General features: G+C 60.8%; 11 protein-coding genes. 3 read left to right on the top strand and 8 right to left on the bottom strand.

Annotated features, from left to right (window positions below):
- Window positions 1-124 precede the first annotated feature (124 nt).
- Both ACO07W_RS09745 and ACO07W_RS09740 read left to right on the top strand, forming a co-directional pair.
- On the top strand, window positions 125-874 hold the full coding sequence (locus ACO07W_RS09745; protein ID WP_421842744.1) for a CTP synthase C-terminal region-related (seleno)protein: 750 nt from the start codon (window positions 125-127) through the stop codon (window positions 872-874).
- Between the two features lie 178 nt (window positions 875-1052).
- Window positions 1053-1928 carry a DMT family transporter gene (locus ACO07W_RS09740; RefSeq protein WP_421845905.1) on the top strand — a complete coding sequence of 292 codons (876 nt, stop codon included), beginning with the start codon at window positions 1053-1055 and terminating at the stop codon, window positions 1926-1928.
- Between the two features lie 254 nt (window positions 1929-2182).
- On the opposite strand, the gene ACO07W_RS09735 is transcribed toward ACO07W_RS09740, so the two are convergent.
- From ACO07W_RS09735 to ACO07W_RS09710, 6 genes are all read right to left on the bottom strand, one after another.
- On the bottom strand, window positions 2183-2365 hold the full coding sequence (locus ACO07W_RS09735) for a hypothetical protein (protein ID WP_421842742.1): 183 nt from the start codon (window positions 2363-2365) through the stop codon (window positions 2183-2185).
- 251 nt (window positions 2366-2616) lie between these two features.
- The gene (locus ACO07W_RS09730) at window positions 2617-3363 is read right to left on the bottom strand and encodes a succinate dehydrogenase/fumarate reductase iron-sulfur subunit (protein ID WP_421842740.1); all 747 of its coding nucleotides are present in this window, start codon (window positions 3361-3363) and stop codon (window positions 2617-2619) included.
- Window positions 3360-5300, bottom strand: coding sequence for a fumarate reductase/succinate dehydrogenase flavoprotein subunit (locus ACO07W_RS09725; RefSeq protein WP_421842738.1), 1941 nt, complete (start codon window positions 5298-5300; stop codon window positions 3360-3362). The genes ACO07W_RS09730 and ACO07W_RS09725 overlap by 4 nt, the downstream gene beginning before the upstream one ends.
- Before the next feature lie 48 nt (window positions 5301-5348).
- On the bottom strand, window positions 5349-6170 hold the full coding sequence (locus ACO07W_RS09720; RefSeq protein ID WP_421842736.1) for a hypothetical protein: 822 nt from the start codon (window positions 6168-6170) through the stop codon (window positions 5349-5351).
- 77 nt (window positions 6171-6247) lie between these two features.
- Window positions 6248-6544 carry a hypothetical protein gene (locus ACO07W_RS09715; protein WP_421842734.1) on the bottom strand — a complete coding sequence of 99 codons (297 nt, stop codon included), beginning with the start codon at window positions 6542-6544 and terminating at the stop codon, window positions 6248-6250.
- A gap of 363 nt (window positions 6545-6907) precedes the next feature.
- Complete coding sequence (locus tag ACO07W_RS09710) at window positions 6908-7348, bottom strand: Hsp20/alpha crystallin family protein (RefSeq protein ID WP_421842732.1); 441 nt, start codon at window positions 7346-7348, stop codon at window positions 6908-6910.
- A 214-nt stretch (window positions 7349-7562) separates the two neighbouring features.
- Between ACO07W_RS09710 and nirB the strand changes: the two genes are divergently transcribed.
- Window positions 7563-10130: a nitrite reductase large subunit NirB gene (nirB, locus tag ACO07W_RS09705; RefSeq protein WP_421842730.1), complete on the top strand. Its 2568-nt coding sequence runs from the start codon at window positions 7563-7565 to the stop codon at window positions 10128-10130.
- Window positions 10131-10460: 330 nt separating this feature from the next.
- Here nirB and ACO07W_RS09700 read toward each other — a convergent pair whose 3' ends face one another.
- Together ACO07W_RS09700 and ACO07W_RS09695 are read right to left on the bottom strand one after the other, a co-directional pair.
- Window positions 10461-12470 (bottom strand): hypothetical protein, encoded by a 2010-nt coding sequence (locus ACO07W_RS09700; RefSeq protein WP_421842728.1) that lies wholly within the window; start codon window positions 12468-12470, stop codon window positions 10461-10463.
- Window positions 12471-12497: 27 nt separating this feature from the next.
- On the bottom strand, window positions 12498-13952 hold the full coding sequence (locus tag ACO07W_RS09695; protein ID WP_421842726.1) for an IS110 family transposase: 1455 nt from the start codon (window positions 13950-13952) through the stop codon (window positions 12498-12500).
- Between the last annotated feature and the right edge of the window lie 61 nt (window positions 13953-14013).

Genomic DNA, 14013 nt, shown 5'->3' with positions numbered 1-14013 from the left:
CTGTTGGTTGGTTCTCGACGCCCAGTGGTCAGCTTCCGTGGCTTGTCGGGCGCATAGAAGGGCGCAGACCTCCGAAAAATCAGTGGGCTGGTGGTTGTTCCGCCGCTACGCTACGGTGTGCACCATGTTGACTGATCCGCTAATCGTGGCCGTCATTGGCGATTTCGACGACTCCTACGCCCCGCACGTGGCTACCAATGCGGCAATTGCCCATTCCGCGGCGGCGCTCGGACTCAGGGTCTCGGTGGACTGGCTACCTACCGAACCGCTGGTCTCCGATCTTGGCTCGATCGTAACTGCTGACGCGCTGTGGTGCGCCCCGGGAAGCCCCTACCGCAGCCTGCTCGGGGCGCTTGCCGCACTGCGCTTCGGACGCGAAAACGCCGTGCCGACACTGGGCACATGCGGGGGATGTCAACACATCATTCTCGAATACGCCCGCAACGTTCTCGGGTTCGATGACGCACAGCACGCCGAATACGATCCGTATAGTTCTGTGCTGTTCATCTCGTCGCTGACGTGCTCGCTGGCTGGCCAAACCATGCCAGTGAATCTGCGGCCAGGGTCTTTGGCCGTCCAGTGCTGCGGAGCAAGTCGGACCGCCGAGCAGTACTACTGCAATTTCGGGCTCAACCCGGTCTACCGACAGCAGATCGAAGAAGGCGGCTTGATCGTCACCGGGACCGACGATGACGATGAGGCCCGCATCTTCGAGTTGCCAAGCCATCCGTTCTACGTGGCGACGTTGTTCGTGCCGCAGAATCGGTCGACCATCGAACAACCGCATCCCATCGTGACAGGCCTGTTGCTGGCCGCCGCTAAACGCAACTCATCGAAGGTCGTCGACAAAACAGACCGCGCCGTCGAAATCTGATCCGAGTTGAATCCGGGGTGTGGGCGAAGAACAGCGGATTCCGGCCATACCCCAAGCAGAAAGGTTACTGCGTATGCAGCCTTCGAAAGAACATTGTGACGTCGGATTTCTGCCAGCAATCCGGTCGGGCGCTGCTAGATCATCAGGTGCTGCGTCTAGGAACCGACGTCCCGGTGTACTGGTCCAATTCCTGCTGCTCGCCGCCGCCTGGGGATCAAGCTTTTTGTGCATCAAGATCGGCTTGGAGGGCCTCTCACCGGCCCAGGTCGTCGTGGCCCGTCTCGTCGGCGGCGCCGCAGCGCTGGTTCTGATGGTCACCATCAGCCGAACCCGCATCCCGCCGATCGGCGCCGTCTGGGCCCATCTAGGTGTCGTCGCAGTCCTGTTGTGCGTGCTGCCGTTTCTGCTGTTTGCCTGGGCCGAAGAACACATCTCATCCGGGCTGGCCGCGATCTACAACGCCACCACCCCGCTGATGACCATGCTCGTTGCTATTGTCGCGCTCCCCGAGGAAAGGCCCGGGCTGACCCGGCTAGCAGGACTGCTCACCGGCCTAATCGGCGTGATCGTCGTCCTAGGCCCGTGGCACGGCGTCACCGGTGGTAGCGGCATCGCTCAAATCGCATGCCTGATGGCCACCGCCAGCTACGGCATCGCGTTTGTCTATCTCCGCCGATTTATCGTGCCCCGTCAATTTCCTGCACTCACCGTCGCTACTGTGCAGGTCGGCATCGGAGCAGCACTCATGCTTGTGCTCACCCCCTTGATCGCCACCCAGCCGGTACACCTGAGCACCAGAGTCGTCGCCGGCATGCTGTTCTTAGGCGTACTGGGAACCGGGCTGGCCTACGTTTTGAACACCAACGTCGTCAACGCCTGGGGCGCAACCACCGCCTCAGCGGTCACCTACCTCACACCCGTCATCGGCGTCACGCTCGGCATCATTCTGCTCGCTGAACACATCACCTGGAATCAACCCCTAGGCGCAGTCGTGGTCATCGCCGGCATCGCACTCAGCCGAACCCAACCCACACGCACGCGTCTATCCGGCTGACGGACCGAAGTCTGAACGGAACCAGAATTCACACACTGGCGACCACATCCTCGCAGACGACCCGGCGGGCCAACACCGCACAGTCACGGTTCACGCGTTGACCTGTTACTTCCAGCCCGAGTTCGTCAAGGCGACAAAATAGGTCAGCACGAACGAAGGCGGCTACAGCGGTAGCGTTGCGCTGGTATGAAATACCCTTGCCAGTTTTGTTCGAGTTCGCCGGTATCCCAGGGATGCGGCACTTCCAGACTCGGCTACTTCAGGCTGTAACGGCGCCGGACGCGACCGCGCAGCTCGGCGGCGGTGATGATTCCGCGGGCGTAGGCGACCTGAACAGCGCGCGTTGCATTGGTGCTGCGGGAACCTTCTAGTTCGGTGTTGCGGCGGATCGCGCGCACGGCCTTGACCCGGCACTTGGCCTTCTGCAGCTCGGTCACTCGGGACACCAGCTTCGGTAAAGTTCTTCCAGGATAAGCCGATGCGGCTTGAGGTTCAGGCACCACTGAGTGTTACCAGGGGGAGTTTCTAGCGGGCTTGGCCAGTTCATGGATAATATCAATGATCCATGAACTGCACTGAGCGGGAATCTGCAGACGCCCGCCGCTAGCCCAGAGCTGCGGATGCCCGCCGACGCGTATTATCGGCTGGTCGTCAACCAATCGCGACAACAGCGTTGCCAACGTTCAAGCTAGCGGCGGAACAACTTGCTTCCCAGCCACACGACTGGATCGTATTTGCGGTCGGCGACCCGCTCTTTCATCGGGATTAGTGCGTTGTCGGTGATTGTGATGTTCTCCGGACACACCTCGGTGCAGCACTTGGTGATGTTGCAGTAGCCCAGGCCGTGCTCTTCCTGTGCCTCGTCGCGCCGGTCCCGCGTGTCAAGCGGATGCATTTCGAGCTCCGCGATCCGCATCAGGAAGCGTGGCCCAGCGAAGGCCTCTTTATTTTCCTCGTGATCACGGACGACGTGGCATACGTTTTGGCACAGGAAGCATTCGATGCATTTGCGGAACTCCTGTGCGCGTGCAACATCGACCTGCGCCATCCGGTAGTCACCCGGTTGCAGGTCCTTGGGGGGTGCGAACGACGGTATCTCGCGTGCTTTTTGGTAATTGAACGAGACATCAGTGACCAAATCTCGAATTACCGGGAAGGTGCGCATCGGGGTGACGGTGACGACTTCGTCTTCTTTGAAGGTCGACATCCGGGTCATACACATCAGCCGCGGCTTACCGTTGATCTCCGCCGAGCAGGAGCCGCATTTGCCTGCTTTGCAGTTCCAGCGCACCGCAAGATCCGGTGTTTGTGTCTGTTGAAGCCGAAGGATGATGTCAAGGACGACCTCGCCCTCGTTGACCTCGACGGTGAAGTCCTGGAGCTCGCCGTTGCTGTCGTCGCCGCGCCAGACCCGCATGCTCGCGTTGTAGGTCATTTACCTCTCCGTCCTGGATGGTCGGCCAGCTCTTCTTCGGTGTAGTACTTCTCCAGTTCTGAGATCTCGAAGAGCTCCAGCAAGTCGGGGCGCATCGGCACCTGTCGCTCGCGCGTGACACTGATGTGAGAAGCGGGGGCGTCACCGCTTGCTCCGCCTCCGGCGGCCTCGGTGGTGCGGCACACCAGCAAGGTGTTGCGCCAGTTGGGGTCCATGCCGGGACAGTCATCACGCGTGTGTCCACCACGACTCTCGGTGCGCTCCAGCGCAGCCCTGGCCACGCACTCACTGACCAACAGCATGTTTCGCAGGTCGATCGCCAGGTTCCATCCAGGGTTGTATTGACGATGTCCTTCGACTTGTACGCGGTCGTACCGTGTCCATAGCTCGTCCAAGAGGGTCAACGCCCGAGAGATCTCGTCGGCATTGCGGATGATGCCGACCATATCGTTCATCAAGTACTGCAAGTCCATGTGCAGCGCATACGGATTCTCTGGTGCCGAACCGTCTTTCGGGCCTTCGAAGTGGCTCAGCGCCTTCGAAGCGGCGGCGTCGATAGCCTCCTGCGGGGCCGCCGGGCGCTTGGTCAACGCACGGACATAGTCGGCAGCTCCCAGCCCGGCCCGTCGGCCGAAGACCAGCAGATCGGACAACGAGTTGCCACCTAGCCGGTTGGAGCCGTGCATGCCGCCGGCGCACTCGCCGGCGGCAAACAGCCCGGAAACGGTGGCCGCGCCGGTGTCTGCCTCAACCTCGATACCACCCATCACATAGTGACAAGTGGGCCCCACTTCCATTGCCTGCGCGGTGATATCGACTTCGGCCAGTTCCTTGAACTGGTGATACATCGACGGCAAACGTCGTTTGATGTCGTCGGCTGTCAGGCGCGATGCGATGTCGAGGTAAACCCCGCCATGCGGAGTTCCGCGGCCGGCTTTGACTTCCGAGTTGATCGCTCGGGCGACCTCATCTCGGGGGAGCAGGTCGGGAGTGCGGCGGGCCGAGTCATTGTCTTTGAGCCACTGGTCGGCTTCTTGTTCTGTCTCGGCGTACTGACCTTTGAACACCGGCGGGATGTAGTCGAACATGAACCGAGTTCCCTCGGAGTTCTTCAGCACGCCGCCGTCGCCCCGAACACCTTCGGTGACCAGGATTCCTTTCACGCTAGGCGGCCATACCATGCCGGTCGGATGGAACTGGACGAACTCCATGTTGATCAGCTTCGCGCCGGCGCGAAGGGCCAAGGAGTGGCCGTCGCCGGTGTATTCCCAGGAGTTGGAGGTCACTTTGAATGACTTGCCGATTCCGCCGGTCGCTAGCACGACTGCGGGAGCCTCGAACACGACGAACCGACCGCTTTCGCGCCAGTACCCGAATGCCCCGGAGATCGCGCCCTGATCCTTGAGCAGCTCAGTGATCGTGCATTCGGCGAATACCTTGATCCGGGCCTCGTAGTCGCCAAGTTCAGCGTGGTCGTCCTGTTGCAGCGAAACGATCTTTTGCTGCATTGTGCGGATCAATTCCAGCCCGGTGCGGTCGCCGACGTGAGCCAGCCGCGGATAGGTGTGGCCACCAAAGTTGCGCTGACTGATCCGGCCGTCCTTGGTGCGGTCGAACAAGGCGCCGTAGGTTTCTAGCTCCCAGACTCGATCGGGCGCTTCTTTGGCGTGCAGTTCGGCCATTCGCCAGTTGTTCAGAAACTTCCCACCGCGCATCGTGTCGCCGAAGTGGGTCTTCCAGTTGTCTTTCGAGTTGGTATTGCCCATCGCGGCCGCGCAGCCACCCTCGGCCATCACCGTGTGGGCTTTACCGAATAGGGACTTGCACACCACCGCGACTTTGAGGCCGCGTTCACGCGCTTCGATGACGGCGCGCAAACCTGCGCCGCCGGCACCGATCACGACGACGTCGTAGGAGTGCCGCTCGACCTCAACCATGAAACCTCGCTCAGCTTATAACTGTTTCCGATAATTCCGAATGGCTTCTCAGCCAATAAATCTAAAGTCGGTGATTGTGCCGCTGGACACCAGCATTATGTAGAAGTCGGTGAATGACAGGGTCGCTAATGTGGTCCACGCGAACTGCATGTGCCGGGTATTCAGTCTGCTGACTTGTGTCCAGATCCAGTATCGCACTGGGTGCTTGGAGAAATGCTTGAGCCTGCCGCCGGTAGCATGCCTGCATGAATGGCACGAAACGGTGTAGCACCACAGTAATAACACGTTGATTGTCAGGATGACATTCCCCAATCCTAAGCCAAAGCCGGAAGGGGAGTGAAAAGCCATTATCGTGTCGTAAGTATTTACTAGAGAGACGACCAACGCGAAATAGAAGAAGTACCGGTGACTGTTCTGGATGATCAGCGGTAGCCGAGTCTCGCCGGTGTAGTGGGCGCGTGGTTCGGCGACCGCGCAGCTAGTGGGTGACTGCCACACCGACCGGTAGTAGGCCTTGCGGTAGTAATAGCAGGTCAGCCGGAATCCAAGCAGAAACGGTAATGCCAGCGCTCCCAGCGGGATCCACCAGGGAAAGTGCCCCAGCCAAACACCTAGGTGGCTGGCGCCGGGTGCACAAGACGAGCTGACGCATGGCGAGTAGAACGGCGTGAGGTAGTGGTATTTATCTACCCAGTAGGCACTGCCCCAAAACGCCCGGGTGGTCGCGTAGAGAATGAACGCGAGAAGCCCAATATTGGTCAACAGCGGTGCCCGCCACCAGAGGTCGGTGCGGAGTGTCCGTTGTGGCAATTGCGCCCTGGTCGGTGAGAAAACGCCGGTCGCGGGACGGTTAGCCGTAGGTGCGCTCATCTATGTGATCCTCTTCGCGTGTTATCTCGTCGAAGAGTACACAGATAGAAAGCCCCCATTTCTGGGGGGCTTGGCTGTCAGTGTCGGCTGTGACCCCCGACACCCTCATCGTCGACATCACGCCAGAAGTCGCGGTCGTAGTCGGTATCGGGGATGGCGATCATCTCGACGGGCTGCTGCACCGGGGCGCGTATCAAGTCCAATTCCGAGACGTCGGTCTCGAGTAATTGGACGTCAGTGAGGATCCGATCGGCGTCGATGACGATCCGATGCAGCGCTGGGCTATCTCCGAATCTCGCCTTAAGTGACGTCACAGTCCGCCGCAAATCGCCCATGAGGTCGTGCAGTTCGGCCAATTCCGGAGCGGTGGACAACGGATCTCCTTCGACGGAAGGTGCTATGGATCACGATACGTCAGTCAATACTAACCGCCGGATAGGCGAGGAGTGACGGAAGTCATATGTGGTGGCTGGTGCGGCTCGCAGGTCGATGACGCTGGACTAGTGGATTGCTGTTGCCGGTCAACGCGATCGCATTCCGAATCTGAGTATTCCGGACCCGCTTGGTCTCGCGTGGTGCGTATCGCCGAGTGTTGACCGGATCGGTTTCGCGCTATTTATGTATGCAGCGTCTTGGCCGCTCGACGCAGAAGTTTCTTGCCGGCAGCGTTTAGCATCGTCGCAGTCGGGTTGGTCCGGCGGAGTCAGTAACTCCGCCGGACCAACCGGCGTCTCGAACTATTTGGTGACTGCGATACGTTGCGCCTGAGTTCCTGAGTAGGCGCCGGTAACCCGAACGGTTAGCACGCCGGCATCGTAGGAGGCGGCAATCGCTTCGCTGGTGATGTGCGGGGGCAGCTGGAATGAGCGGCGGAATGATCCGTAGCGGATCTCCCGCAACGTGCGGTCGTCTCGTTTCTCGGTGTGCTGATCCCGGGTTTCGCCGTGTATCACCAACCGGCCACGTTCGAGTTCGACGTTGACGTCGTTGTCGACATCAACCCCTGGCAGTTCTAGCCGGACAAGGGCGTCGTCTCCATCCTTGACGATCTCCGCGCGCGGACTGAAGTCCCCGTTCGCGGGCTGGTACCAGTCGGCTGTCGCGGCCGGGCCGAAAAAGTCGCGGAGCCAGGTGTCGGTCTCCCATGCCGGTCGCGACCACAGTGCGAGGTTGCTCATGGATATCTCCTTATGCTTGATCGTGGGCTAGCTGTGTCCGGCTCCTTGCCGGCCGGCTACTAAGAAGAACTTGAGTCTCATGCACTTAAGTTCCACCTGGGCGTTCGCTGGCAGCGAACGCTGTCACACAAGTTGTCACCAGGTGTGAGAACGACGTCATAGAGGTGTCACATGCCGCGACATTTCGGCAATATCGCCTTTCTAACCTCTTGCTATGTGTCCAGCCCAAACGACGCGCATAGACGGCGAAGCACGGCGCATCGTCGTGGTTGGGCACGGGATGGTGGGGCACCGACTGGTCGATGCCGTCCGCGCCCGTGATGCCTGCGGTTCGTGGCGGATCACGGTTCTGGCTGAGGAGGCAGATGCGGCCTACGACCGAGTTGGCCTCACGTCGTACACCGAAAGCTGGGACCGTGAACTGCTGGCTTTGCCGGGCAGCGACTACGCCGACGCCGAGCGGGTCCGGTTGCAGCTGAACACGCGGGTTGTCGAGATCGATCGTGGGCAAAAGTCGGTGGTCACCATCGATGGCGAACGTCACAGCTACGACACCCTGGTACTGGCGACCGGGTCTTACGCATTTGTCCCGCCGGTGCCCGGTCACGATCTGCCGCTGTGTCACGTTTACCGCACGCTTGACGACCTCGACGCCATTCGGGCCAGTGTCCAGCGCACGCTAGACGCTGGGCACACCAATGCTGGTGTTGTCATAGGCGGCGGCCTGCTGGGGCTTGAAGCCGCCAATGCGCTGCGGCAGTTCGGGTTGCAGACGCATGTGGTTGAGATGATGCCGCGATTGATGGCTCAACAAATCGACGAGGCCGGGGGCGCGCTGCTGGCGCGGATGGTCAGTGAACTAGGAATAGCGATACACGTAGGGACGGGTACCGAATCGATTGATTCCGTTGCGCACTCAGACGGTTCAACATCGGTGCGGGTGCGCCTCAGTGATGGCGACGTGATTGATGCCGGCGTGGTGATCTTCGCTGCTGGCATCCGCCCGCGTGACGAGTTAGCCAGGTCGGCTGGGTTGGAGATCGCCGACCGGGGTGGTGTGCTCACCGACGTGTCCTGTAGAACAAGCGACCCCGACATTTACGCCGTCGGTGAGGTTGCTGCGATCGAGGGGCGCTGCTACGGACTGGTGGGGCCTGGATACACCAGCGCCGAGGTGGTGGCGGATCGGCTCTTGGACGGTGATGCGGAGTTCCCCGAAGCGGACTTGTCGACCAAGCTCAAGCTGCTTGGTGTTGATGTCGCCAGTTTCGGAGACGCGATGGGGGCGACCGAAAATTGCCTTGAGGTCGCGATCAACGACGCCGTGAATCGCACCTACGCGAAACTGGTCCTCTCCGACGATGCTAGGACACTGCTGGGCGGAGTGTTGGTAGGCGATGCCTCCGCCTACGGGGTGTTGCGGCCCATGGTCGGTAGCGAGCTGCCCGGGGACCCGCTGGCACTGATCGCACCGGTTGGATCCGGCGAGGGTTCTGGGGCCTTGGGCATCGGGGCTCTGCCGGACGCAGCCCAGATCTGTTCATGCAACAGCGTCACCAAGGGCGACCTCAAGTGCGCGATTAATGATGGTTGCTGCGACGTTCCCGCACTTAAGGCACGCACCGCGGCCGGTACCTCGTGCGGCTCATGCGTACCTTTGCTCAAGCAGCTACTTGAAGCTGAGGGGGTAGTCCAGTCCAAGGCGCTGTGTGAACATTTCAGCCAGTCTCGGGCCGAGCTTTTTGAAATCATCTCCGCCACCGAAATTCGGACCTTCTCTAGGCTGCTGGAACGCTTCGGCAGCGGAAAGGGTTGTGACATTTGCAAGCCCGTGGTCGCCTCTATCCTGGCGTCTACCGGCTACGACCACATTCTCGAAGGCGAGCAAGCCTCGCTGCAGGATTCCAACGATCATTTCCTGGCGAATATCCAGAAGAACGGTAGTTACTCGGTGGTGCCCCGGGTGCCGGGAGGCGATATCAAGCCGGAGCATTTGATTCTGATCGGTCAGATCGCACAGGACTTTGGGCTTTACACCAAGATCACCGGCGGCCAGCGGATCGACCTATTCGGCGCGCGTGTGGACCAGCTGCCCCTGATCTGGCGGCGGCTGATTGACGGAGGTATGGAATCTGGCCACGCCTACGGCAAGGCATTGCGTACGGTCAAGAGCTGTGTGGGCAGCGACTGGTGCCGCTATGGCCAGCAGGATTCGGTGCAGCTGGCCATCGACTTGGAGCTGCGCTATCGCGGTTTGCGTGCACCGCACAAGATCAAACTAGGCGTCTCGGGCTGCGCGCGGGAGTGCGCGGAGGCCCGCAGCAAGGACGTCGGCGTCATCGCGACCGAGAAAGGCTGGAACCTCTACGTCGGCGGCAATGGCGGTATGACGCCACGGCACGCACAGCTACTGGCCAGCGATCTGGATACCGAGACGTTGACTCGCTATATCGATCGGTTCCTGATGTACTACATCCGCACCGCTGACCGGCTGCAACGTACTGCCCCGTGGGTCGAATCGCTGGAGGGTGGGCTCGATCACGTGCGTGAGGTCGTCTGTGACGACTCGCTGGGCCTTGCTGAGGAATTCGAAGCCGCAATGAAGCGGCATGTAGAGAACTACACGTGCGAATGGAAGGGAGTGTTGGAGGATCCGGACAAGATGTCGCGGTTCGTCTCCTTCGTCAACGCCCCCGAAACCGTCGATTCGACGGTGGCATTCACCCACCGAGGCGGGCGCAAAGTGCCTGTGCCTATTGGTATCCCGCGAGTCCGCTCGTAGAACGGGGAATTACCCGAAAATTCGTAGCGCGGGAAAGCCCCGCATCTTTAGTGCGGGGATGGAGCGCATCAATTTTGTTTCCGGGGTGGCCACTGCCTGGGGTCGCGGCGTGGCCGCCGCTTGAGTTCCTAACAGGAGTCAAGGCTTGGGGGCTGGGCATGTTGTTGGCCGGTTTGGGGTGTTGGCGGGTGTGAGAGGGGCCCGTTTGGTGGTCTAGACCTGCTGGACCCGATATCGTGGACCAGCCAACAGCGCAGTGGATTGCCGTCGAGCGGTCCTATTCGGGTCGTGGCTGTTCTGGGATGACGACTTTTGGGTGTGCGGAGACTTTTAGGGGTGTGTGGTGTTGAAGAATCGTTGTGCGAGGTTGTCATCGAGGTGACCTATTTGGGTATCGGCGAGGTCGAGATAGTCCAGGGCTCGTATGGCTGCGTCGATCATGCGGCGATGAATCTTCCTCAGCTGGGTCAGCGTTTCCTGGGAAGCTGCCGCGGTCTGCCCCGCCGCGTTCGCCGCTAGCCGATCTTGTTCCTGACCAATGAGATCTAGCGCTGACTCCGATTTTGAAACGATCTGCCGTAAACTACCCACGCCATCGGCGATACCAACATGGTCATAGACCACTACACCGGCCGCCTCGGGTGGGTGCGCAGCAGCCTCGTACTGATCGGCTAGACTTCGATACTGCTGGCCGCGCTCCCGCAAATCCGACACTTGCTGGCGAAATCCACGAGATCGGTTCTCGAGTTCGTCAGCGGCCTGCCGGTTTGTCGCCGCATACAACTCCTGCCTACGTGCATGCCCGGCAAAAGTCTCGGCCCGCTGTTGGTGCTCTCGTGCCTGCTCCTCGTTCGCCTGCGCGTCTAGGCGGTGTTGTTCTGCCTCTTGGCTGTTGTGTTGAGCTTGCTGCTCCAATTCCTGGGCTTGCGTTTTGTGACTCTCGGTTTGCTGCCGGTGGTACTGTGCCTGCCCTTCATCCTCGTGAACTTGCCGCTCTAAATCCTGGGCTTGTTTCCGGTGCCATTGCGCGTCCTCTTCGGCATCCTCGGCTTCTTGCCGATGCCATTGCGCACTCGACTCGGCATCCTGGGCTTGTTGCCGGTGCCATTGCGCGTCCTCTTCGGCATCCTCGGCTTGCTGCTGATGCCGCCACTGCACATCCTCTTCGGCATCCTGGGCTTGCCGTTCGAAGTCCTGGGCTTGTTCGTGGGCACGCTGCGCCTTCAAGCGGTGGTGTTCTGCCTCTTGGCTGTTGTGTTGAGCTTGCTGCTCCAATTCCTGGGCTTGTTCGTGGGCACGCTGCGCCTTCAGGCGGTGGTGTTCTGCCTCTTGGCTGTTGTGTTGAGCTTGCTGCTCCAATTCCTGGGCTTGCGTTTTGTGACTCTCGGTTTGCTGCCGGTGGTACTGTGCCTGCTCCTCATCCTCGTGAACTGCCCGTTCAAAGTGTTCTACGCTCTGTTGGTCCTGTAGCGCATCGTCCCGGTGCTCTTGTTCTAAATCATGTTGGCGCTGTTGTGCCTGCCGAAATCGCTGAGCACGTTGTTGGTTGTCTTGTGCGCTTTGTCGATGAGAGGACGCCTGCCGTTCCGAGTTCTCCACCACCGATTGGTGGTGGACTACCCGTTCCTGGTGATATTCGGCGTAGTCACGAAGTGCTTGTGCGGATCGGGCGGCGTCATCGTGCGACAGTTGTGCCACCGGACGCTCAGCAGGTGGTGGTAGTTGGTCGGCATGCTCGAATTGCTGTTCTTGGGCCCAGCCCCGGAGCCCTTCGGCGCGGTCATGGTGTTGTTGGGCTTGAGCTTGCGCCCAGTGTTGTTGGCGCAGGTGATCGGCGGTTTGTTGTTGGTGTTCTAGGCCGCGAATCGAGCCCAACCGTTGACTTGGGGGCTCAAAATCGATGCGGTCGGGTGGATCAAATGGTGAGGGTCTATCCAGGTCGAAGAGGTCACGCTCGATGCCGGCCTTATCGGCCGGATCGGTTAAAAGCCGTTCGATTGGGATGTCGGTGGGATTGTCTGCGAAGGTTTCTTGGGCGGAGTCGAGGGCTTCTCGGGGATCGCGCGCTGGGGCCTGCTGTTGCCAGGCCATGGCTTCATGAACACGGGCTTGGTTGTTGTAGCGTTGGGCTTGCAGATCGTGATATTCGGGGCCGAGGCCGTGCGGTGGTGGTTCATAGGGTGGGGGGCCCGGTTCGGACGGTGGGCCAGGTTCGGCAGGCCGCCACGGTTGAGTATCCCAAAATCCTTGCGGTGGCGGCGAGTATGGCGGTGGGGGGTCATCGAAGTGTTCATCGCCGCCACCCCAGAGCCCAGAAGGCCCAGCATCTGGCGCGGTCACCTTCTGCCCCTCACCGGCACACGCTTCCTAGGCTCCTACCATCGCTTTCGGGCGGGGCTTCCGTGATTGTGTCTTGACCTGTGATTTTAGCGGTTTTCGGCCGATCGGGTCTTGTGGTGTTGAGATTGGGGCGCTCGGCGACTCTTGCTGTCGGCCTGTTGTGTTTTTTCGGTGTTGGGATTGGCGGGTGTTGGCGGCTTTGATGCGGGTGTGTTTGTCGACGGTGTGGTGGGTGCGCACGATGCGGCGTCCTTGTTCGGCGGTGATGGGTTGGCCGTTGGTGTCGCAAAGCGTGTAGTGCTGGCCGGTGCGCCAGCAGGTGGCGATGCGGGTCAGCAAGGTAGTGGCGATGTGGCAGATCGCGGAGTCGTGGTGGCGTTCGGTGGCCATGAGTCGTTTGTATTTCGCAGCGAGGTGGGGGTCGGTTTTACGGGCCTGGTCAGCAGCGGTGAACAGGGCTTCACGCAGCAGCGGGTCGCCGGCTTTGGTCAGCCCGTGTTGGTGATGGGTTTGTCCGGACTGGCTGAGCTTGGGGACCAGCCCGGAGTAGGCGCGGATCGCGGCCAGGGAGTGGAAGCGGTGTGGGTCCCCGATACGCCCGGCGATCACTGCACTGGTGACCGGCCCGACACCGGGGGCCGAGGCGATAAGTCCGGTGGGGTCGGCCTCGGCGTAGAGATTGGCGCAGCGCTCGTCGAGATCGTCGATCTGCTCGGTCAGGATTTGGGCTTGTTCGGCCTCCACCGCGATATCAGCGGCCAGCTCGGCGAAATCGATGCGGGCTTCGGCGCCGCATCCCCACAACTGCAACGATTCGCGGGCTGCGGTCAACAGCAAGCTGGCCTGGTGGTCGCGCCAAGCGCCGCGGGAGTGGCGGATCAAAAACCGGGTCAGCCGCCCGTGTCCGAGACGGATCAAACTATGTGGGTCGCCGTAGCGGGCCAACAGCGCCAGTGTGGCCTTGCCGTAGGTGGAACCCAAAGCGTCGTACCAGGCCGGGCCCAACAACTCGAGCAGGGCATCAAGGCGCTGAAAGACCGCGGTGCGGCGCTTAACGATCGAGGAACGGATCTTGACGATTCGCCGCAGCGGTTCGGCGGGGCCGTCGCTGGTGTGGTCGCGGAGCCCTTCGGGGTGCAGCAGCGGCAGCCGGGCTAGCAGTTTGGAGTCTAGGTGGTCGTTTTTGGTGTGTTTGGCATAGTAAGCGCGCAAATCCGCGGACTGGGTGGTGGGAACCATCGAGACACGGGCTCCATGGTGGCGAAACCAGGACGCGACCGGCGCCCACGCGTTACGGGTCGGCTCCATCACCACACGCACCATGTCGTGCTCGCCCAGGGTGATCTCCTTCCAGAGTTTGTCGAGTTCGCCGGGCCGGGTAAAGAACCTCTTGCCGGTCCACACAAACGTCCCATCCGGACGGGCCAGCGATGCCTGGTGCGCAGCCCGACACGCCAAATCGACACCCAAAACCAGTTCCATACACGTCCTTTCAGCTGATACCAGGGGACTCCGGTCCAAGACAGACGGCATAGCCCAAACA

It is taken from the genome of Mycobacterium sp., assembly GCF_965230835.1.
Lineage (GTDB): Bacteria > Actinomycetota > Actinomycetes > Mycobacteriales > Mycobacteriaceae > Mycobacterium.
Note: the sequence above shows the minus strand (reverse complement) of the source record. Positions and strands in the feature narration are given on the sequence as shown.

Bases quoted from the DNA above. Each gene is read 5' to 3' on its own strand.
- ACO07W_RS09710 (WP_421842732.1), bottom strand. From the start codon at position 7,348: ATGAGCAACCTCGCACTGTGGTCGCGACCGGCATGGGAGACCGACACC.
- nirB (WP_421842730.1), top strand. From the start codon at position 7,563: ATGTGTCCAGCCCAAACGACGCGCATAGACGGCGAAGCACGGCGCATC.
- ACO07W_RS09725 (WP_421842738.1), bottom strand. From the start codon at position 5,300: ATGGTTGAGGTCGAGCGGCACTCCTACGACGTCGTCGTGATCGGTGCC.
- ACO07W_RS09730 (WP_421842740.1), bottom strand. From the start codon at position 3,363: ATGACCTACAACGCGAGCATGCGGGTCTGGCGCGGCGACGACAGCAAC.
- ACO07W_RS09720 (WP_421842736.1), bottom strand. From the start codon at position 6,170: ATGAGCGCACCTACGGCTAACCGTCCCGCGACCGGCGTTTTCTCACCG.
- ACO07W_RS09695 (WP_421842726.1), bottom strand. From the start codon at position 13,952: ATGGAACTGGTTTTGGGTGTCGATTTGGCGTGTCGGGCTGCGCACCAG.
- ACO07W_RS09745 (WP_421842744.1), top strand. From the start codon at position 125: ATGTTGACTGATCCGCTAATCGTGGCCGTCATTGGCGATTTCGACGAC.